Below are 17,667 nucleotides of genomic sequence, written 5' to 3'. Positions count from 1 at the left end.
AAGGTTTTCATTACCATTTATCGAATAATGGTTGCACACTCGGGGAGAGGAGCAAATACGAAGCGAGGTATGTATTATAACAATACCTGTAGGTGCCCAACGCTCTTTCATGATCCAATGAAGAATTGTCTTCATAGAAAAAGCATCGGCTCTCCATACCGATGCTTCTCCCATGCAAGGATAAATCCTTGTCTGCTGAGGCTAAAATTCCCAACCCACTGTACTCAGCGGATTGAGAACAGCCTATTTGGAACCGTGGAACCTGACGGCTATGTCTTGCTCATTAATCTCTGATTTCACCATTTGGATAATTTCATTTGCCGCTTTAGGGGTGTTTTCTTCCGCTTTAATTGTAATCAGGACTTTATCTCCATCAGCACGCACCAGCGCATCATCATAGCCTGCCGCTATGATCAATGTCTCCAAAATTTCTTCCTTTTCGGCGATGGCATCTAATTCTTTCATCTGGTCGTAAGCTTCGCTTTTTTCCTCGGCGGTTAACTCAGAAGAAGCCATCATCTCTGTTAATTGCTCTTTCAGCTCACTGCGCTTATCGTTGAGTTCAAGGCGGAGCTCTTCAAATACATCATCGCTTGCAGCACCGGAAATGACCATGCTTTCGTCCTTTGACTCAGCTGCTGGAGTGTCTGGTGCACCGTTTTCAGCTTCCTGGGGATTTTTTTCTTCCTCTACTCCTGCGAAGTCATTGCTTTGCTGTTCAGGAGAAGTAATGTAATAGACGGACAAAACGACTACTAAACTTAACATTGTTAACAACCAGACTGTTTGCTTTTTTAATAACATTTATGAATCCCCCTTTGTTTTCTTTGGCATCACTGAAACTCTGTGACTCGGGACGTCCAGCACCCTTGTTACTGCTTCAATAATCCACTTTTTCACTTGAATATTATTTGCGCCCTTAGCAACGACGAGCACACCGCGGATTGCCGGCTTCTTTGTCTCTAAAACGATCGGAACTTCTTTTTCGCCATTGCGGATAATTACAAGCTGCTCATCCTCTGACATATCTTCAACCATGCGTTTCCCGCCTTCCCGGTCAGTTTCCTCGGTTATTTGGGATTGAGTCACCTTGTTTTTTTCGAGAACTTTTTTTTCGGTGGCATCAACATTGACGACAACGGAGACGTCATCTACACCAACAATACCTTCAAGGGCTTCTTTCAGCTGGACTTCGTAAGCCTCTTCATAGTCTTTAATCACGCTATTTCCACCAGTACTCTTCTGTCCGAATGCTTCAACATCATCGCTTTTATTTTCTTCATTGCCATTCATCACTGGCAAAGCTGTTTCAGATGGCTTCTCACTGAAAAGCATGTTGCTGATTAACATGATGGCAGCACCGAAAAGAAGGACCAATAGTAAGTAATGGTATTTACCCGGTTTTTTATCAGCTTGTTTATCCCCGAAAAACTGATTTTTTAACCATGTCAACGGCCCTTTATCCTTGTCCATTTACTTCGGTATTCCCCCCTTCAATCGTCACTTCGATAGTGCTTTCATTAACATTCCACTTTTGCGAGAGAAGAGAAACGATTTTGCTTGTTTGATTGTTAGGTCGCTTTGATGGAAGAGGTTGTTCTGTATTGATTTCTATTTTCTTTACTGCTTCGACTGCCTCGGGTCCAGCGTCTGGATATTTCAGTTGAACGATGACTTTCTGCAGGTTTTCCGGGAATTCATGCTGGTCTTGTTCGTCTACTAAAACATCTATATTAGCAATTTCCAATCCGTACTGGTCCATCAACTCCTTTTTTGCGTCCTTTTCCATGTCGACAGCCATTTGTTCTAAAATATATGCATGTTGGGATGCTTGTATTTCTTTTTTCTGCATTTCTATCAAATTTCCCATGCTTTGATCGCGCTGGCTCTCAAAAACCGGGATCGAAGCAACGGCCGCTTCAAAATCAGAAGAAAAAAATTTTAGAATCGGTGTTAAAATAATCGCAATCAGAAGCAAGCCGGTGACCATTTTTGAATACTTTTGAAAATTAGAATTAGGGAGCAGCATATCCAGCACAGTTGCCAGCAACACAAACAAAATAATATTCGTGATCCATTCTGTGATAAAGTCCATGCTTCTCCCCCTATCGGACCATCATCGTTAGGTTGCCGGCGGCAATGATAACGGTAATGCTTAAAAAGAACATTAACGAAACGATCGCCAGCGCAGCAAACACGTAAATAACACTTTTACTAATCACATCAAGGCAGGCAATAATTGGACCCCCGCCAAGCGGCTGCAAAATCGCAGCAGCAAATTTATAAATAAAGGCAATCATCAAAATTTTAAGGGCAGGGAACGCAGCGATTAGCAGCAATATAATCACTCCGGCTATACCAACTGTATTTTTAAGGAGGACGGAAGCACTAATCACTGTATCCGTCGCATCGGTAAACATTCTCCCGATAACCGGTATAAAATTTCCGGTTATAAACTTTGCTGTCCTGAGCGTAACTCCATCGGTTACCGCAGTTGACGCACCCTGTACAGAAATAACTCCCAAAAAAACGGTTAAAAACAACCCGAGCAGGCCGATGCTCCAATTTCGCAACAGCTGGGCCAGCTGGGTGACCTTATAATGCTCGGTTAAAATACTGACAATGCTGAGCAGTGCTGATAGAAACAGGAGTGGCAAAACGACGTACTGAATGAGCAAGCCGCTCGTATTCATTAAAAAAAGGATAACTGGATGAAAAAAAGCCGCCGAAACCAGGCCTCCCGAAGCTGCAATTAATGCAAGCAAAAGCGGGACAAGTGCTAGAATGAAATGAATCATCGAGCCGATCGCCTCGTTCGTATAGCTGATCGCAACGTGAAAGCTATTTAGAGCAATAATCATCAGCACAACAAAGACAATCATATAAGCTACTTTGCTGACGTTACTTTTTTCAAAAGCATTTTGCAGTGATTGTAAAAACATGCTGAAAATCGTCAGCATGATTAAAGAGCCAAGCAGTTTCCCATTAACAAGAAATTCATGAAACAAAAATTTTAAACCGCCCGAGAACCACTCCCGTAAAGAAAAGTGCTTGTCCCCTTTAATAAAATCGTATAGGCTTCCTTTCTGGCTCTCGGGCAAAAAGCCGCCGTATTCAGACAGGATGTCTTCCCAGAATTGTTTGAGCTCCTCTATATTGAGCGTGTCAAGCTGGGCATTGGCCATCTCTTCTGCATTTAATGCAGGATTTTGCTGATCTGTTTCAGGTGAGGCTTGTACGGTTGCGACGAATACAAAGGACAATGCAAAAATAAGGATGATCATTAGCTGCAGCCGCTGCTTCATGGTACCACCTCTTTTTAATGGAATCCTGCTTCGATTTAATTCGGGATTAGTTGAATGACAGTTTCGATCATGACGGTCAGGATCGGGATAGCCATCGCCAGTATCAAAATTTTGCCGGCTAATTCGATTTTTGAGGCGATCGCACCTTGGCCCGCATCCTTCGTGATTTGCGCTGCAAATTCGGCAATATAGGCAATGCCGATGATTTTCAATATCGTTTCTACATAAATAATGTTTACTTTCGCATTTATGGCTATTTTTTCGACCATATGGATAACTTGATAGATCTGATCAACAAGGAATAAGAAGATGGCACATCCAACAAAAACGATTAATAGAAAAGCAAAATTCGGTTTTTGCTCCTTCACGATTAATGCAAGGAAAGTAGCTACTAAGGCCACTCCTGCAATTTGGATAATCTCAATCGCCAGTCCCTCCTTTACCCCTGGAACAGGAAGACAGATTTAATTTTTTGAAATAGCTCGTCAACAATTGAGGCCACCATAAACAAAATATAGATAAACCCGAACAGGGTAACCCACTGGGCATATTCTTTTTTTCCAACCTGATCAAGAATCGTATGCAGGAAAGCAACGACTATTCCCACCCCGGCAATTTTAAAAATCACATCCACGTCTATGCCCATCAATTCTCCCCCTAAGTGCTACATCAATAATATGATGACTAGTAATCCGGACAGGAATCCGAGACTTTTGACCATTTTTTCGTATTTCGCCTGTTTATCACGGGCGTCGGCTTCTTCCCTTTCCAGATGGGAAAGAGTGAGAATAATTTGCTTTTGCTGGGAATGGCGGTCGTGCCGGCCAAGCGTCTCCCCAAACTGCTTCATAATTTCAAATTCCCCGAGCTTTAAAGCTGTGAGCTTCCAGATGTGATTTAAGCTTTCTTCCCAGGCGGCCTTGACCGTTGTTTCTGATTCGGTCAGTTTATTGGCAAAGGCCTCAAAAAAGAGCGAGAGCGGTTTTGGAAGCTGGGCAGCCAAACGTCTTGAAGCTTCATGCAATGGTGTATGCCCATACATGATTTCCGCCTCGAGTGACTGCAATGCTGATTTCAGCTGCCGGAGCTGCCGCGGCCTTTCACTTAAATGACGGGCAGCTTCAAAGCCAGTCCATGTAGTTGCAATGATAATGAGTACGGCACCGATTAATTTCAGCATTTATGTCACTCTCGCTTTTCCACTCAGTTCGCGTCCGAAACCATCCTTTATTTTCGTAATGGTTCCCGGACCTTCTGAACGGCTCAGTTCGATATATCGCTCAAATATGTCCTGTTCGATCAATGGTCTTAAAGTCGGTCTTTTTTTAACTTCAGCCAGCGTACTGCCGTGTGTAGTCATAATCAGCTTGATTCCGGCGTTAACGGCTTCCATAACCGCTTCCCCGTCTTCTTTCCGGCCAATTTCATCAGCGATCAGTACATCCGGACTCATCGAGCGCACCATCATCATCATTCCCTCTGCTTTCGGGCACGCGTCGAGAATATCAATACGCGGGCCAAACGTTAACTGGGGAATGCCATTAACGCTGCCGGCAATTTCAGACCGTTCATCGATAATCCCCACTTTAAAGGGGCCGAAACCTGCTTCCGGACTGCCAGTCGAAATGATTCGCGCTAAATCACGGAGCAGTGTCGTCTTGCCGGTTTGCGGAGGTCCGATAATCAGCGTATCGGCCCATGAACCCCTGTATAAGTAAGGAACCAGCTTCTCAGCAATTCCCAGCTTTTCTCTGGCAATTCTAATATTAAAAGAGGAAACATCCCTGATCGCTTTGACGATGCCTTGTTCGAGAATCACCTTGCCGCCAAGGCCCACCCGGTGTCCACCCTCGATGGTGATATAGCCGCGCCTAAGCTCTTCCTCCATCGTATAAATGGAGAAATGGCTGATCTTATTCAGCAAATGCTCCGCATCCTCAGGCTTAACAATATATGATAAAAATCGTGGCATCCCTTTGACTGTTATCTCGATGGGTCGATGAATCCTTACGCGTATTTCTTCAATATCTTCTAATTGATTAGGAGGGATTTGCTTAAGTTTTTCTGCAATGCCTTTAGGCAAAAAGGCTGTAACGGTTTCCACAATGATTGATTCCTCCTCGATAGACAGGCTCTCGTTATTAAAAATGTATGCCTGCCCGGCCACTTTATGACCAAGCGTCATAAAATTTGCTGAAGATCACTTTCATACAGGCCTGAGCTTTTCAGGAAAACATTTGGAAAATTACGAATATAATTTATACGGAAGATGAAGAAGATTTTTTCGAAGGAGGTGCGATTATGGCTGGCAATGTGTATATGTGAAAAGGCCTTGTCATGGACAAGACCTTTTTGTTTTTTAATAAAAACCAAGTTATTTACCACCTGTAAAAGAAATCCCTTTAATAAAGTAGCGGTTAAAGAAAGCGTACAATAGCAATACCGGCAGGGTAAAGACCATCGATGCCGCCATGATGTAATTCCAGTAGCTGACGAATTGCCCTTTAAAGGTGTTAAGTCCGAGCGGAAGAGTAAACATCTCTGCATCGGTCATGACGATCAGCGGCCTCATAAAGTCGTTCCATGAGCCCATGAAAATAAAGAGCGCCTGTGCTGCCAATGCCGGCTTAGCCAATGGCAGCACAATCCTGAAGAATGTGCCGAAACGGCTTAACCCGTCGATTTCAGCTGCTTCCTCCAGTTCTTTCGGGAAGTTAATAAAGAACTGGCGCATCATGAAGATGTAAGTGGCGTTAATCATTGCCGGAACAATCATGCCCTGATAAGAATTAAGCCAGCCGAATTCTTTTAAAATTAAATAGTTTGGTATCATCGTTACTTGAACCGGAATCATCAACACACCAAGGATAACGATAAACAGCAATTTTTTCCCAGGGAACGCAAGGCGGGCAAGTGCATAACCTGCCATTGAGTTGAAAATTAAATTCAAGACTGTAGTAATTGTCGCGATCACAATGCTGTTCAACATCCAACGAGGGAATAATTCCTGTTCAATGAATATCTGCTTATAATTATCCAGTGTGAAATCCTTTGGGATAAAGCTTAACGCTCCGCTGACAATTTCCTGGAGCGTCTTAAACGATGATGATAGCGCCCATAAAAACGGGACCAACGTTGTAATTGCATAAAGTATCAGGATCGTATATAAAAAGATCTTCCCAAAGCCCGGCTTTTTCTTCATGATTGTTTCTCCTCCCCTTTTTAATATAAGGACTCTTCCTTGGAAATTTTACGCTGCAATAAGGTCGCAATAAGGATAATTAATGCGAGCAAGAATGAAAGTGCAGCTGCATATCCCATTGTTCCCAGTGTTTTAAATGCATATTGATAGACTAATAAAACAACTGTTAGGGTACTATTATCAGGTCCTCCTGAACCTGCAGAGAAGATGTATGATTGATCAAACAACTGGAATGTACCGATCAAACCCATGATCGCCACAAACGATGTAACCGGGCGCAAATTTGGAACGGTAATATGCCAAAATTTATGAAATACATTTGCTCCGTCCAGTTCTGCTGCTTCGTATAAAGAATCAGGAATTCCCTGCAATGCAGCCAGATAAATGACCATAAAGAACGGTGCGGTTGACCAGATATTCATGAACATGATCGCATTAAGCGCTATATTCGGATCTCCCAAAAAATTGTATGTTGGAAGGCCTATGAAATCCAGCACATTGTTAATCAAGCCTTCTTTGTTATACATCCACATAAAAATTAATGTAAGCACAGCGGAAGAAGTTAAAGTAGGCAGGAAGTAAACAATTCTGAAGAATGTTTGCCCTTTTAACCCTGCATTAAGAGTTGCTGCGAGAATAAGTGCAAGCAGAGTTTGGCAAGGAACCACAATGATTACGTATTTAAATGTATTCCAAAGCGCAATCTTTGCCCTCGTATCTCCCAGTATTCTAGTAAAATTATCAAAAGCAACGAAGTCATAACTTATATTTCCTAAAAGCTGTACCTTATGAAAGGACAAGAAGATAATATAAAAGATCGGGCCAATTATAAATAGTAATAAGACGAATAGAGCAGGTGTCATAAAAGTATAGCCCTGGCCTGCTTCACGCAGTTTCCTGGCGGAAAATAAGCTTTTCATCTTTAACACTCCTTTTGAAATTCGTAACGAAGCTCATCCATTAGCTGTGAGACCTCTTTCTGCCGAAGTTCAAATGGACTTCGGGCAGAAAGAGGTCTACAGTTTGGAAAGGAAAGGGGAAACTTTCTTTCCCCTCACCCCCAGTAGATTATTGTGATTCAATTTCATTATTTGCTTGTTTCTGAGCTTCTTCCAATGCCTCATCAAGAGGACGGTCACCAAGGAAAGCGCTTAAAAACTGGTTGTTAAAGTTATTCACGATAATTGGCAGGTTTGCACCTTCTGACCATACTGTTGCATAGGATGCACCCGCTACTAAAGGAGCGCGCAGTTCATCTTTGTCAAATCCAAGCTTTTCCGCTACAGACTTTCTTGAAGGCAAGGCATAACCAAGGCTTGTCCAAGTCTCCATTCCTTCCTTGCCAGTTAAGTAAGAAAGTAATTCCCATGATGCTTCTTTCTTTTCGGAAGCAGCGTTCATTACATAAGCAACATCATATGCCATTGTCGACTTTTCGCCGTTAACGGTTGGAAGTTCAGCGGTTGCATATTCGATATCCGGGAATGTATCTGCTAAATAAGGAATCGCCCAGTTCCCTTCGATAACCATGGCTGCTTTCCCCTGGCCGAATATTTCTCCGCCCCATGTTACGCCGACTTCTTTCGGTTCAACTGAAGACTTATCAGCATTATGCATTTCTATAATAGGTTGCAGCGCTTCGACAACTTCAGGTGATGCAAAGTTTGCTTTGCCATCCTTTACAACATCTCCGCCACCAGACTCGGCAAGCCAGAACATACGGGCAAGCTCAGGAGCCACGCCAAAACCATACACTCCGTCTTTGGTCAATTTCTTGGCTGCTTCGCGAAGCTCATCCCATGTTTTTGGCACTTCAACGCCTGCTTCTTCAAGCATTTTCTTGTTATAGAATAAAGCTAGTGTTGAATAATCTTTAGGAAATCCATATGTTTGACCGTCAACCTTGAAAGCATCCAACAAAGGCTTCTCGAAATCATCGACATCAAACTCTTCTGTTACGTATCCATCAAGAGGTTCAATTACACCAGTTTGAATAAGGCCCGGTGCTTCAAATGCATCCAGATAAAACACATCAGGACCCTCACCGCCGATTAAACGCGTTTTAATAACATCCATGTATTGCTCAGAAATAATTTCAAGCTTTACGTCGATATTAGGGTGTTTTTCTTCGAAATCAGAAATCGTCTGTTTGAGCAGTTTCTCTTCAGTAGGATTGCCACCCCAGCCAGCAAGTGTTACTTCGACTTTTTCTCCACTGCCGGATTCCCCGTTGCTGCCGCTTTTTGATGTATCATCGCTGCCGTTGCAGCCAGCTAAGATGCTGGCAGCCAGCATAGAAGTAATCCCCAGTGACGCCATCCATTTTTTTGACCTCATTTTTGAAATTCCCCTTTCAAAATTTTTAAAATTAATATATCTAAAGGAGGTTTCTCTCCTAAAGAGCGATGTAGCTTAACGTTAAACTTTTTCTCCTTTCTTAAACACCAGCTCACAGCCTGTCGTATTCTTGAGGACCTGAACATTGATCGTATTTTCAGTTCTGGTAACCGAGATGGATAAATGTCCTTCGCAGATGGCTATATCGCTGACAGTCAACTCCTGCATGTCCTCAAGCAATGCAGGAGAAAGTTGAATCACCTTGTTAATGCTGTCCGGAAATAGTCCGAGCAGCGACTGGATAAATACAAGCGGCGTACCTGCTGCCCAGGCTTGTGGGGAACACGCAACCGGATATTTAACCGCTTTTCCGATTGAAGCATCGTAGCCACAGAACAGCTCCGGAAGCCTATCGTATTCAAAATGGGCACCGGCATGTATCAATCCTTCAATAACTATATTTGCCGCATCCTGACGGAGAAGTTTGCTCATACCCAGCAAAATTAAACTGTTATCATGCGGCCAAATACTTCCGTCATGGTAGCTCATTGGATTGTACGCAGACTCGCCTTCACCCATAGTGCGAATACCGAAGCCGGAAAACATTTTTTTAGATAAAAGAGTATTTATTACTGCTTCAGCTTTGTCCTTTTCAAGCATTTCAGATAGTAGAACATGGCCAGGATTTGAAGTGATCGTTCCGACCTGTTTCTTGTTGGCATCAAGAGCAATTGCATAGAACTTGGCATCCTCCATCCAAAACGCTTCATCAAATCGATCCTTTACTTGCTTAGCTTGATTTCGCAATGCCAGCGCTTCTGCAGGTTTTCCTAAATTTTCATAAATGTTGGCAATCCCTATTTTTGCGTGGTATACATAACCCTGAACCTCGGATAAGGCAATCGGTGTGTCAGCGTACTCACCGTTCCTGTGTACAACTGAGTCTCCTGAGTCCTTCCAGCCCTGGTTGGCAATTCCCTTGCTGGACTCCTGGTGGTATTCAACAAATAAATCTCCATCCCGATCGCCGTAATGGTCGATCCAATTAAGCGCGGCTTCCACATTGTGAGACAGCTGTTTCACCAGCTCCAAATCACCTGTCCACTTGACATATTCCGAGAGTAGAATTAAGAACAATGGTGTCGCATCAATCGTTCCATAATAAGGAGTGAACGGGATTTGATTGGTTGCCGCGAGTTCACCATAGCGAATTTCATGCATGATTTTTCCCGGCTGTTCGTCTCTCCATGGATCTACCTTCTTGCCCTGGCTGCTTGCCATAGTCAACAAGGTTCCTTTTGCAATCTCAGGATTGAAAGCCAGCATTTGCAATGCTGCGATTAGACTATCCCTCCCGAACGGAACACCGTACCAAGGCAATCCGGCGACAGGAAACTTGCCGTAACCTACATCGGTCAGCAGAACTCTTACGTCATCAATTCCCCGCTCTACTAATTTTTGTAATGGAAGATAATCTGTATGAACCTTCGTAATCTCCTGTCCCCAAGCCTCGTAAGAAGCTTTTAGCCGGGACATCGCATCCGCAATCTCAATATTCTTTTTGGGCTCTTCTGCACCAATCAGAGGCTGAATCGTAAATGTAATCGTTTTCTCTTCAGCGTTATGTAAAGAAATGTTAAACGAAACATTCCCGCCTTCTTCAACCGTTGCTGCGTCCTGATCCCAGGATACTAACGAACGACGGCTAACCTTATCCGCGCCAAGATAGTTGTAAGTTATTGAGTTGCCCTCGATACTCTGTCCGGTACGTTTACCCATTGTTCCATTTTGAAATCCGCGTACAATAAACATATCTGTAAAGTCGACATCCATGTGCACGCTTAGATCAAATTGCACCGACTTTGGAAAGTAATTTTTCACTTTGATAGATTCGTATAGAATCCCTTCATTTATAAATCTTGTCCGTTCAATTTCGACTGATTCCCTCCATAAAACAAGTGAACCGTCATTCTCCATATGAGGGTTTGTCAACAATATGGTAGCCATATAATTTTCTTTGGCATCAGATGACAATAGAATTGGCTCTTGTCCATTAATTTTGATATCAAGCTTGCTTAAGAATCGAGTATCATTACGGTACAAACCCAATCCGTAAGTGTGATTCTCCGGGATGTTCCCTTTTTCATCCGTTAAAAGAAATAAATTATTTTCCTTAATGACTCTGTATTCCATGGGGCTCCTCCTTAATACTGTTTTCCGAAACGTTTCGGATTTTACCGGCAATCATTTTTGCAGGTGTACTTTGACATCTCTCCGTAATTGCACGAAGCACCGAATTAAGAATGCCTGTTTCGCATATTGACGGTTGAATTAATCTTGGTCATTTTGAGCCTTGCATGTTGATTCTCTGGCAATCAGTTCAGTATCCAAAATACAAACATGCGACTTTGTTTTGACTTCGAGCATATCAATCAGCAAATTTGCCGCCTGGTAGCCAAGCTGAAAAATATTTTGCCCTACTGTTGATAGCTGGGGCGTAGAATATGAAGATAGCAATATATCATCAAACCCGATTACTGACAAATTACGTGGAACATCCATACCCAAAGCTTTTGCTGCTTTGATTGCTCCAAGAGCCATTAAGTCACTGGCACAAAATAATGCTGTAACTTCAGGATGATTTCTCAACAGGACCAACGTCTGTTCATACGCTTTTTCTTCAGAAAAGCTGCCATCAAGAATCCAGCTTTGATTTACAGGAAACCCTTCTTCCTGCAATGACTTCTCATATCCTTCAAGCCTTTTTATACTTACATAGGCCTGATTGTGGCCGTTGATCATGGCAATATTTTTATGGCCCAACTCGATTAAATGCCGAACTGCTTTTCGAGCGCCCAAAACATTGTCGGTTGTAACATAGCCTACCGTATCAGATTCAATAGGGATATCAATAAGCACACACGGAATATCACTTTCAATGACTTCCTTTAAATATGGATCATCGATTTTCATTCCTTGCACAATAGCTCCATCTACTCTTCGTTCTCTGCACAATTGTGAATAGGTTTTTTCTCTTTGCTTGGCGGTAGTGGTACTAAATAAAACCAGGTCATAATCTCTTTCCGAAATACAATCATTGGCCCCGGAAAGAACCTCGAATGTAAAATTGTCTTTCTTGTTCGCTTCTGTCATGCCTGAAACTATTAATCCAATCGTCTTTGACTTATTCATGACCAGGCTTCTTGCTAAAGTGTTCGGGCTATAATTCAAGTCTTTGGCAACCTGCATAATCTTTTTTCTTGTCTTTTCATTCACATCTGAATAACCATTAAGAGCTCGGGAAACGGTTGTAATAGAAACTCCGGCGACTTTTGCGATGTCCTTAATCGTAGTCATTTATACTTTCCTCCCGAATCCGAAACGTTTTGGATTACTCTTGATTAAGATCATACAATACGATGAAAACGATTTCAACTACTTTTTTAAAAAAAGTTTTTCGAATCTCCTAACCACACCTGAACACTTATGCATGAAAAGAGAAACTAAACCGTACATATAAATATGTGTTTTTTTGAAAATAAGAGGTGAACAAAATGGAGTTTATTCAACGCAATTCCCCTTATCGCCATCAGGCTCGAAATGTATTAACGGTTAATGGGGAAGGAACTGTCTCCGCCCCGCCTGACCGAGCTGAAGTAGTATTAGGTGCGATCACAGAAGGCAAGGAACTGCTTGAGGTTCAGCAGCTCAATTCCAATATCATAACCAATGTCATCCAGGCTTTGCTTCGATTGGGCCTGCCACGAGAAAAAATCCAAACCTTTGAATACAGTGCTGAACCTCAATACGATTATGTCGATGGAAAACAAGTATTCCGCGCCTACAGGGTTACTTATTTATTGAAAATAACGATTGATGCTATTAGTCAGGCTGGAAAAGTTGTCGACACAGCTTTTGCGAATGGAGCTAATATCGTGAGAAGCATCGAATTTACGATTTCCAACGAGGGTACATTGTACGCCCGCGCCTTGGCCATTGCGGTGCAAGACAGTTTAAACAAAGCAGCAGTTATCGCGCAAACGATTGGCGTCCAGCTCATTAAAACTCCTTCTTTGATCATCGAGAACCCACAAACCCGGGAGCCGATCATTTTTCACAGTGCGGTGTTAAGCAGTTCCACAGAGGCAGCAACTCCAATTGAGCAAGGGATGCTCACTATTAAGGCAGCCGTGAAAGCTGAGTATGTGTATTATGCTTAGTATGGATTTTTGGGAAATGTTTATCTGGAGAACAGTCAGTAAAAACAACAAAAAACCAGTTCAGATATGAACCGGTTTTTAAAAAAATATGTAACAGCCGCAGTTGCCGCCTTCAATATGGAGTTTCATAACCTGCTCCAACAGGTGGGTGTCCGCAAAGTCTTTCCCAACGTCCTCTGCATAATGAAGGCTTGTCGTTCAGTCCTTATTGTAAGACTCCCTTAAACTAACTAAAGGTTGAAACTTCATATATGGCGCACAACGCAGCGTTTATATTATTATAATACCCGAAAATACCCGATCACTCAACAGGGAAATGCTGGCCTTGTCCTCTAATCTTCTTAATATTTTTCAGCCGAAAGACAAAACTAAGAGATGAAAGGGGGCAAAGATCAGCATGAATCAAGATCACAGGCAATTTCAAAAGCACCAACGAAAATCAGTTTATCTCCAGGGAGCCATCGATAACCGTCGAGAATCAGATCATGATTACAATAGCCGAAACAACACCGATATTTCAGTAGGTGCGAGAGGCCGGGACATATATCGGGAAAATGATGGCGATTGAGAGCCAGGCATTAAAACTGGAAAATCGGATTCCCAAACCCGGTTTCAACAAGCTCATAATTTAAAAAATAACCCCGTGAAAACGGGGTTATCCTATTCAATAATTAGGCGCGGGAAACATATGAGCTGTCAGTTGTATTAATAATTAACTTGTCACCCTGGTTAATAAAAAATGGAACCTGAACGCTCAAGCCTGTTTCGAGAATAGCAGGCTTAGTTCCACCTGATGCCGTATCTCCTTTGATTCCCGGCTCAGTTTCAGCCACTTCGAGAACAACGGTGTTTGGAAGCTCGATTCCCAACGTCTCGCCCTGGTACATCATAATGAATACTTCCATATTTTCTCTTAAAAACTTTAGCTCGTATTCGATTGAATTAGCGGGAAGCTCTATTTGATCGTACGATTCATTATCCATGAATACATGCTCGTCACCATTCGCATATAAATATTGCATTTTGCGGTTATCAATTTGTGCTTTAGCTACTTTTTCACCGGCCCGAAAGGTTTTCTCCTGAATGGCTCCAGTTCGCAGATTGCGCAGTTTTGAACGGACAAACGCCGCTCCTTTACCAGGCTTAACGTGTTGAAAGTCCAATACGCGCCAGATTGCGCCATCGACTTCAATGGTTAATCCTGTCCGAAAATCGTTAACAGAAATCATCTAATGTCCTCCTATTTCAATTAAAGAATGATTAGTTCTTTCGTAGAGTGGGTCAGCGTTTTATTATGATCGTTTGTAATGACCGTATCATCTTCAATGCGGACTCCGCCAAGGCCCGGTATGTATATTCCCGGCTCAACTGTGACAACCATTCCCGGTTCGAGAACGATCTCTGACTTAATGGACAGCGCCGGACCTTCGTGGACCTCAAGCCCGATTCCATGACCTGTAGAATGGCCAAAATAGTCACCATAGCCTTTTTCACTGATGAAATTCCGAGTTAACGCATCGGCCTGTTTTCCCGTCATTCCCGGCTTGATTCCTGCCATCCCCCGCAATTGGGCTTCAAGGACAATATTGTAGATTTCCTTCAGCTTCTCATCAGGTACACCTACGGAAACGGTTCTTGTAATGTCTGAAACATATCCTTTGTAGTACGCTCCAAAATCCAGTGTAACAAAGTCACCGGTTTCAATCACTTTCTCACTGGCGACCCCGTGCGGGAGTGCTGACCGTGAACCCGATGCAACGATGATATCAAAAGAAGATGACGTTGCGCCGGCCTTTCTCATAAAGAACTCAAGTTCATTCGAAACGTCCAACTCTGTGATCCCCGGACGAATGAATTCTAAAATATGTTTAAAAGCGGCATCAGCGATTGCCCCTGCTTCTTTTAATATCTTAATCTCTGCGTCAGTCTTAATCAAGCGTAACTTTTCGATCGCTCCGGATATCGGAACAAGCTCGGCCTTCACAGCTTTTTCATATGCTGTATATCCAGAGAAAGTTAAATGATCCTGTTCAAATCCAAGCCTTTTAATGCCGATTTTTTCAGCCTGGTTGGCAACTTCATCAGGAATTAGACCTTTATGCTGGACAATTTCAAACCCCTTACATTGTTTTTCGGCTTGTTCAACATAACGAAAATCTGTAATAAACAGAGCCTTTTCAGCGCTGATTAGGACTACGCCAGCAGATCCCGTAAATTGCGACATATAGCGACGGTTGTAGTTACTTGTAATCAGCAATCCGTCTATTCCGAGTTTGTCAAAATGAGCGCGAAGCTTTTCTAGCCTATCCATTTTATCCTCTCTCCTTTGCATTGTTCAATGTTAAAAAAGAATGTCCAATATGAACATTCTACCACAAAGTGTCTCTGCATTCAGTTTATTCCGGGCACGGAAAATATTCATTTTGTTAGGCTACAACATCAGCCTCTTGCTTTTTTCGAATTCTAAGTTCATTTTCTTCATAAGAAATAGAATAGCCGACAAATACACCGTATAAAACATAAAAACAGATGGATGTAATGATTGTATTTCTGTTCAGTTCAGCAAATGGACGTATTCCCGGGAATATTGGATTCAGGATAAAAAAAACGAGACCAAATAACACAATTCCATACCCAATTCCAACCCACATGCTGCGAAATCTTCGAAGCACCGCATAATATAATAATGCAGCAGCAATCGAAATAATACCGATCATAATGATCGAAATAATCGTCCCAAGCCATTGCCCCTTCCAGTCACCAAGTGCCCACGGCTCAAGAATAATATTGGGACGAATGTTCGTGAAATTGAATAAATAAGCAATATATGCCAAACCACTCCATAAAATGCCGCCAAAAAATCCGGTCAAAATAACCATCGCTATAAACGACATTGTTTTTTCCTGCTGGTTCTGTTCCAATGGCCCCTGCTGTTCGGACATTTTTTTCCACCTCCATTTTTATTATGTCCACGGGCATTTATTCCTTGCATCATAATAAAATAAATTATTAATTCAAGACTTCAACAGTCTTCGAGTATAGAGGTTTTCACGATTTTCTAGTAAAATGGAGTTAAGGTACATGCAGCTTTTGTAATTCCTGTGCTGTTTTGTGCAAGTTCACTATATAGGTTGGTGTAATTATGGCTAAAAGTCAAAAGCCCGTTTACGGCGGGCAGGCAGTTGTCGAAGGCGTCATGTTCGGCGGCAAACATCATTATGTGACAGCTGTTCGCAGAAAGAATGGGGCAATCGAGTATTTTGAATTACCACGAAAAACAAACCCGGTCGCCCAAATTTTGAAAAAGATCCCTTTCTTGCGGGGAATTGTAGCCATCATTGAGGCGAGTGCCAATGGTTCCAAGCATTTGAACTTTTCGACAGAACGATACGATGTCGACCCGGATGAAGACCACCAAATAAAAGAAGAGGAAGTCTCCAAGCTGGCAATGGTACTCGGGGTTGCTGCGGTAGGAGTATTGACCTTCCTGTTCGGAAAATTTGTGTTTACACTTATTCCGGTTTTTTTGGCAGCATTGACAAAACCTGTTTTTTCAAGCGATCTCTCTCAAATATTGGTTGAAACCTTCTTTAAGCTTATCCTCCTTCTCGGGTATATTTACTTTGTATCGCTGACCCCCGTTATTAAAAGAGTGTTTCAATACCATGGTGCAGAGCATAAAGTCATCAATACATTTGAAACCGGCAAAGAGCTGACCGTTGAAAATGTGCAGGCTCATTCCCGTCTCCACTACCGATGCGGCAGCAGCTTTATCTTATTCACTGTAATCGTCGGTATGTTTGTATATTTGCTTGTTCCCACCGAGCCTTTATGGGTGAGGGTGTTAAATCGCTTGGCTCTGATCCCGGTCGTGCTTGGAATTTCTTTCGAAGTCCTCCAGCTGACCAATAAGCTTCGCGATATACCTGTATTAAAATATTTAGGACTGCCCGGCTTATGGCTCCAACTCCTTACAACAAAGGAACCAAAAAATGATCAAGTAGAAGTGGCGATTCTTTCGTTTAAAGAACTTCTTAAAAAGGAAAAAGAAAAGGAAGACAATTTGAAAGCGGAAGAAATTGTGTAAAAGGCGGAGCAAAGAAGTTTAAAAGAGGGAAAATATGCTCATCATGCTCTTAGGGAGGTGGCATTCTTGAAAAATCGGACTGCAAGTATTATGGCTATCTGTATCACCATTTTAGCGGCTATCGGAATTATTGGCAGCTTGATAAGCAATCCGGCCGGTTTTTTACAAAGAATAGCTGTCATTGTTTTGATTGTTGCAGCAGTTTATTTTCTTTTCCGCCGCTTTTACCAATCCAGCCCTGAGAAGCAAGAGCAGCGGGCATTTGTTAAGGCAGCGAAAAAATCAAAAAAACGACTACATCATAAAGACGGCGGTCAGAACAAGCAGCGGGCAAACGTGCGGTCACTTGCTTCTTTACGCAAAAATAAGGCAACGAAAAAACATCCTTCCCACCTCACCGTGATCGAAGGAAAAAAAGGCAAAAAGAAAGATCGGGCCACCTTTTGAGCCCGGTCTTTTGTGCGCTTGGCAGCGCTTCGCTCTAATGGGTGAAAGTCCCTAACATGCCGTTGTGGC

At 42.5% G+C, this 17,667-nt stretch carries 20 protein-coding genes and 1 other RNA gene; 4 read left to right on the top strand and 17 right to left on the bottom strand.

Annotated elements, in window-relative coordinates:
• Positions 1–243: 243 nt before the first annotated feature.
• The 13 genes from CVD23_RS11255 to CVD23_RS11190 form a co-directional block, all read right to left on the bottom strand.
• Positions 244–804: a SpoIIIAH-like family protein gene (locus CVD23_RS11255; protein WP_101666069.1), complete on the bottom strand. Its 561-nt coding sequence runs from the start codon at positions 802–804 to the stop codon at positions 244–246.
• Positions 805–1,473, bottom strand: a complete 669-nt coding sequence (gene spoIIIAG, locus CVD23_RS11250; RefSeq protein ID WP_101666068.1) for a stage III sporulation protein AG — start codon at positions 1,471–1,473, stop codon at positions 805–807.
• The gene (gene spoIIIAF, locus CVD23_RS11245; RefSeq protein ID WP_101666067.1) at positions 1,460–2,095 is read right to left on the bottom strand and encodes a stage III sporulation protein AF; all 636 of its coding nucleotides are present in this window, start codon (positions 2,093–2,095) and stop codon (positions 1,460–1,462) included. The genes spoIIIAG and spoIIIAF overlap by 14 nt, the downstream gene beginning before the upstream one ends.
• A gap of 10 nt (positions 2,096–2,105) precedes the next feature.
• Positions 2,106–3,305: a stage III sporulation protein AE gene (gene spoIIIAE, locus CVD23_RS11240; protein WP_101666066.1), complete on the bottom strand. Its 1,200-nt coding sequence runs from the start codon at positions 3,303–3,305 to the stop codon at positions 2,106–2,108.
• A 35-nt stretch (positions 3,306–3,340) separates the two neighbouring features.
• Entirely contained in the window at positions 3,341–3,736 is a 396-nt protein-coding gene (spoIIIAD, locus tag CVD23_RS11235; RefSeq protein WP_101575659.1) for a stage III sporulation protein AD, read from the bottom strand.
• 8 nt (positions 3,737–3,744) lie between these two features.
• The gene (spoIIIAC, locus tag CVD23_RS11230) at positions 3,745–3,951 is read right to left on the bottom strand and encodes a stage III sporulation protein AC (protein ID WP_101575658.1); all 207 of its coding nucleotides are present in this window, start codon (positions 3,949–3,951) and stop codon (positions 3,745–3,747) included.
• 18 nt (positions 3,952–3,969) lie between these two features.
• A complete protein-coding gene (gene spoIIIAB, locus CVD23_RS11225; RefSeq protein WP_101666065.1) occupies positions 3,970–4,485 on the bottom strand; it encodes a stage III sporulation protein SpoIIIAB in 516 nt (171 codons plus the stop codon).
• Entirely contained in the window at positions 4,486–5,409 is a 924-nt protein-coding gene (gene spoIIIAA, locus CVD23_RS11220) for a stage III sporulation protein AA (protein WP_101666124.1), read from the bottom strand.
• A gap of 270 nt (positions 5,410–5,679) precedes the next feature.
• A complete protein-coding gene (locus tag CVD23_RS11210) occupies positions 5,680–6,507 on the bottom strand; it encodes a carbohydrate ABC transporter permease (RefSeq protein WP_101666063.1) in 828 nt (275 codons plus the stop codon).
• Positions 6,508–6,527: 20 nt separating this feature from the next.
• Positions 6,528–7,427: a carbohydrate ABC transporter permease gene (locus CVD23_RS11205; protein ID WP_101666062.1), complete on the bottom strand. Its 900-nt coding sequence runs from the start codon at positions 7,425–7,427 to the stop codon at positions 6,528–6,530.
• A gap of 148 nt (positions 7,428–7,575) precedes the next feature.
• On the bottom strand, positions 7,576–8,844 hold the full coding sequence (locus CVD23_RS11200) for an ABC transporter substrate-binding protein (RefSeq protein ID WP_101666061.1): 1,269 nt from the start codon (positions 8,842–8,844) through the stop codon (positions 7,576–7,578).
• Positions 8,845–8,925: 81 nt separating this feature from the next.
• Complete coding sequence (locus CVD23_RS11195) at positions 8,926–11,037, bottom strand: amylo-alpha-1,6-glucosidase (RefSeq protein WP_101666060.1); 2,112 nt, start codon at positions 11,035–11,037, stop codon at positions 8,926–8,928.
• 138 nt (positions 11,038–11,175) lie between these two features.
• Positions 11,176–12,201, bottom strand: coding sequence for a LacI family DNA-binding transcriptional regulator (locus CVD23_RS11190; protein ID WP_101575651.1), 1,026 nt, complete (start codon positions 12,199–12,201; stop codon positions 11,176–11,178).
• A 197-nt stretch (positions 12,202–12,398) separates the two neighbouring features.
• On the opposite strand from CVD23_RS11190, the gene CVD23_RS11185 reads away from it, so the two are divergent.
• Complete coding sequence (locus CVD23_RS11185; protein WP_101575650.1) at positions 12,399–13,064, top strand: SIMPL domain-containing protein; 666 nt, start codon at positions 12,399–12,401, stop codon at positions 13,062–13,064.
• A 90-nt stretch (positions 13,065–13,154) separates the two neighbouring features.
• Here CVD23_RS11185 and ssrS read toward each other — a convergent pair.
• Positions 13,155–13,337: non-coding RNA, 6S RNA (gene ssrS / locus CVD23_RS11180), on the bottom strand.
• Between the two features lie 124 nt (positions 13,338–13,461).
• On the opposite strand from ssrS, the gene CVD23_RS21965 reads away from it, so the two are divergent.
• On the top strand, positions 13,462–13,632 hold the full coding sequence (locus CVD23_RS21965) for a hypothetical protein (RefSeq protein ID WP_180955637.1): 171 nt from the start codon (positions 13,462–13,464) through the stop codon (positions 13,630–13,632).
• A gap of 103 nt (positions 13,633–13,735) precedes the next feature.
• Here CVD23_RS21965 and efp read toward each other — a convergent pair whose 3' ends face one another.
• From efp to CVD23_RS11165, 3 genes are all read right to left on the bottom strand, one after another.
• Positions 13,736–14,293, bottom strand: coding sequence for an elongation factor P (efp, locus tag CVD23_RS11175; protein ID WP_101575649.1), 558 nt, complete (start codon positions 14,291–14,293; stop codon positions 13,736–13,738).
• Between the two features lie 20 nt (positions 14,294–14,313).
• On the bottom strand, positions 14,314–15,375 hold the full coding sequence (locus CVD23_RS11170) for a M24 family metallopeptidase (protein ID WP_101575648.1): 1,062 nt from the start codon (positions 15,373–15,375) through the stop codon (positions 14,314–14,316).
• Between the two features lie 115 nt (positions 15,376–15,490).
• On the bottom strand, positions 15,491–16,006 hold the full coding sequence (locus tag CVD23_RS11165) for a YqhR family membrane protein (protein ID WP_101575647.1): 516 nt from the start codon (positions 16,004–16,006) through the stop codon (positions 15,491–15,493).
• 200 nt (positions 16,007–16,206) lie between these two features.
• Here CVD23_RS11165 and CVD23_RS11160 point away from each other — a divergent pair, with 200 nt between their 5' ends.
• Both CVD23_RS11160 and CVD23_RS11155 read left to right on the top strand, forming a co-directional pair.
• On the top strand, positions 16,207–17,151 hold the full coding sequence (locus CVD23_RS11160) for a DUF1385 domain-containing protein (RefSeq protein WP_101666059.1): 945 nt from the start codon (positions 16,207–16,209) through the stop codon (positions 17,149–17,151).
• Positions 17,152–17,208: 57 nt separating this feature from the next.
• Positions 17,209–17,598 (top strand): SA1362 family protein, encoded by a 390-nt coding sequence (locus CVD23_RS11155; RefSeq protein ID WP_245917292.1) that lies wholly within the window; start codon positions 17,209–17,211, stop codon positions 17,596–17,598.
• Positions 17,599–17,667 lie beyond the last annotated feature (69 nt).

The sequence above is a fragment of the Bacillus sp. V33-4 genome (genome assembly GCF_002860225.1).
Classification (GTDB): Bacteria; Bacillota; Bacilli; order Bacillales; family Cytobacillaceae; genus Bacillus_BJ; species Bacillus_BJ canaveralius.
The sequence above is the reverse complement of the archived record's forward strand: the minus strand, read 5'-3'. Positions and strand labels throughout refer to the sequence as shown.

Bases quoted from the DNA above. Each gene is read 5' to 3' on its own strand.
- spoIIIAG (WP_101666068.1), bottom strand. From the start codon at position 1,473: ATGGACAAGGATAAAGGGCCGTTGACATGGTTAAAAAATCAGTTTTTC.
- CVD23_RS11255 (WP_101666069.1), bottom strand. From the start codon at position 804: ATGTTATTAAAAAAGCAAACAGTCTGGTTGTTAACAATGTTAAGTTTA.
- CVD23_RS11200 (WP_101666061.1), bottom strand. From the start codon at position 8,844: ATGAGGTCAAAAAAATGGATGGCGTCACTGGGGATTACTTCTATGCTG.
- spoIIIAE (WP_101666066.1), bottom strand. From the start codon at position 3,305: ATGAAGCAGCGGCTGCAGCTAATGATCATCCTTATTTTTGCATTGTCC.
- CVD23_RS11170 (WP_101575648.1), bottom strand. From the start codon at position 15,375: ATGGATAGGCTAGAAAAGCTTCGCGCTCATTTTGACAAACTCGGAATA.
- CVD23_RS11195 (WP_101666060.1), bottom strand. From the start codon at position 11,037: ATGGAATACAGAGTCATTAAGGAAAATAATTTATTTCTTTTAACGGAT.
- spoIIIAF (WP_101666067.1), bottom strand. From the start codon at position 2,095: ATGGACTTTATCACAGAATGGATCACGAATATTATTTTGTTTGTGTTG.
- CVD23_RS11205 (WP_101666062.1), bottom strand. From the start codon at position 7,427: ATGAAAAGCTTATTTTCCGCCAGGAAACTGCGTGAAGCAGGCCAGGGC.
- spoIIIAC (WP_101575658.1), bottom strand. From the start codon at position 3,951: ATGGGCATAGACGTGGATGTGATTTTTAAAATTGCCGGGGTGGGAATA.
- CVD23_RS11185 (WP_101575650.1), top strand. From the start codon at position 12,399: ATGGAGTTTATTCAACGCAATTCCCCTTATCGCCATCAGGCTCGAAAT.
- spoIIIAB (WP_101666065.1), bottom strand. From the start codon at position 4,485: ATGCTGAAATTAATCGGTGCCGTACTCATTATCATTGCAACTACATGG.
- efp (WP_101575649.1), bottom strand. From the start codon at position 14,293: ATGATTTCTGTTAACGATTTTCGGACAGGATTAACCATTGAAGTCGAT.
- CVD23_RS21965 (WP_180955637.1), top strand. From the start codon at position 13,462: ATGAATCAAGATCACAGGCAATTTCAAAAGCACCAACGAAAATCAGTT.
- CVD23_RS11210 (WP_101666063.1), bottom strand. From the start codon at position 6,507: ATGAAGAAAAAGCCGGGCTTTGGGAAGATCTTTTTATATACGATCCTG.
- CVD23_RS11165 (WP_101575647.1), bottom strand. From the start codon at position 16,006: ATGTCCGAACAGCAGGGGCCATTGGAACAGAACCAGCAGGAAAAAACA.
- CVD23_RS11160 (WP_101666059.1), top strand. From the start codon at position 16,207: ATGGCTAAAAGTCAAAAGCCCGTTTACGGCGGGCAGGCAGTTGTCGAA.
- CVD23_RS11190 (WP_101575651.1), bottom strand. From the start codon at position 12,201: ATGACTACGATTAAGGACATCGCAAAAGTCGCCGGAGTTTCTATTACA.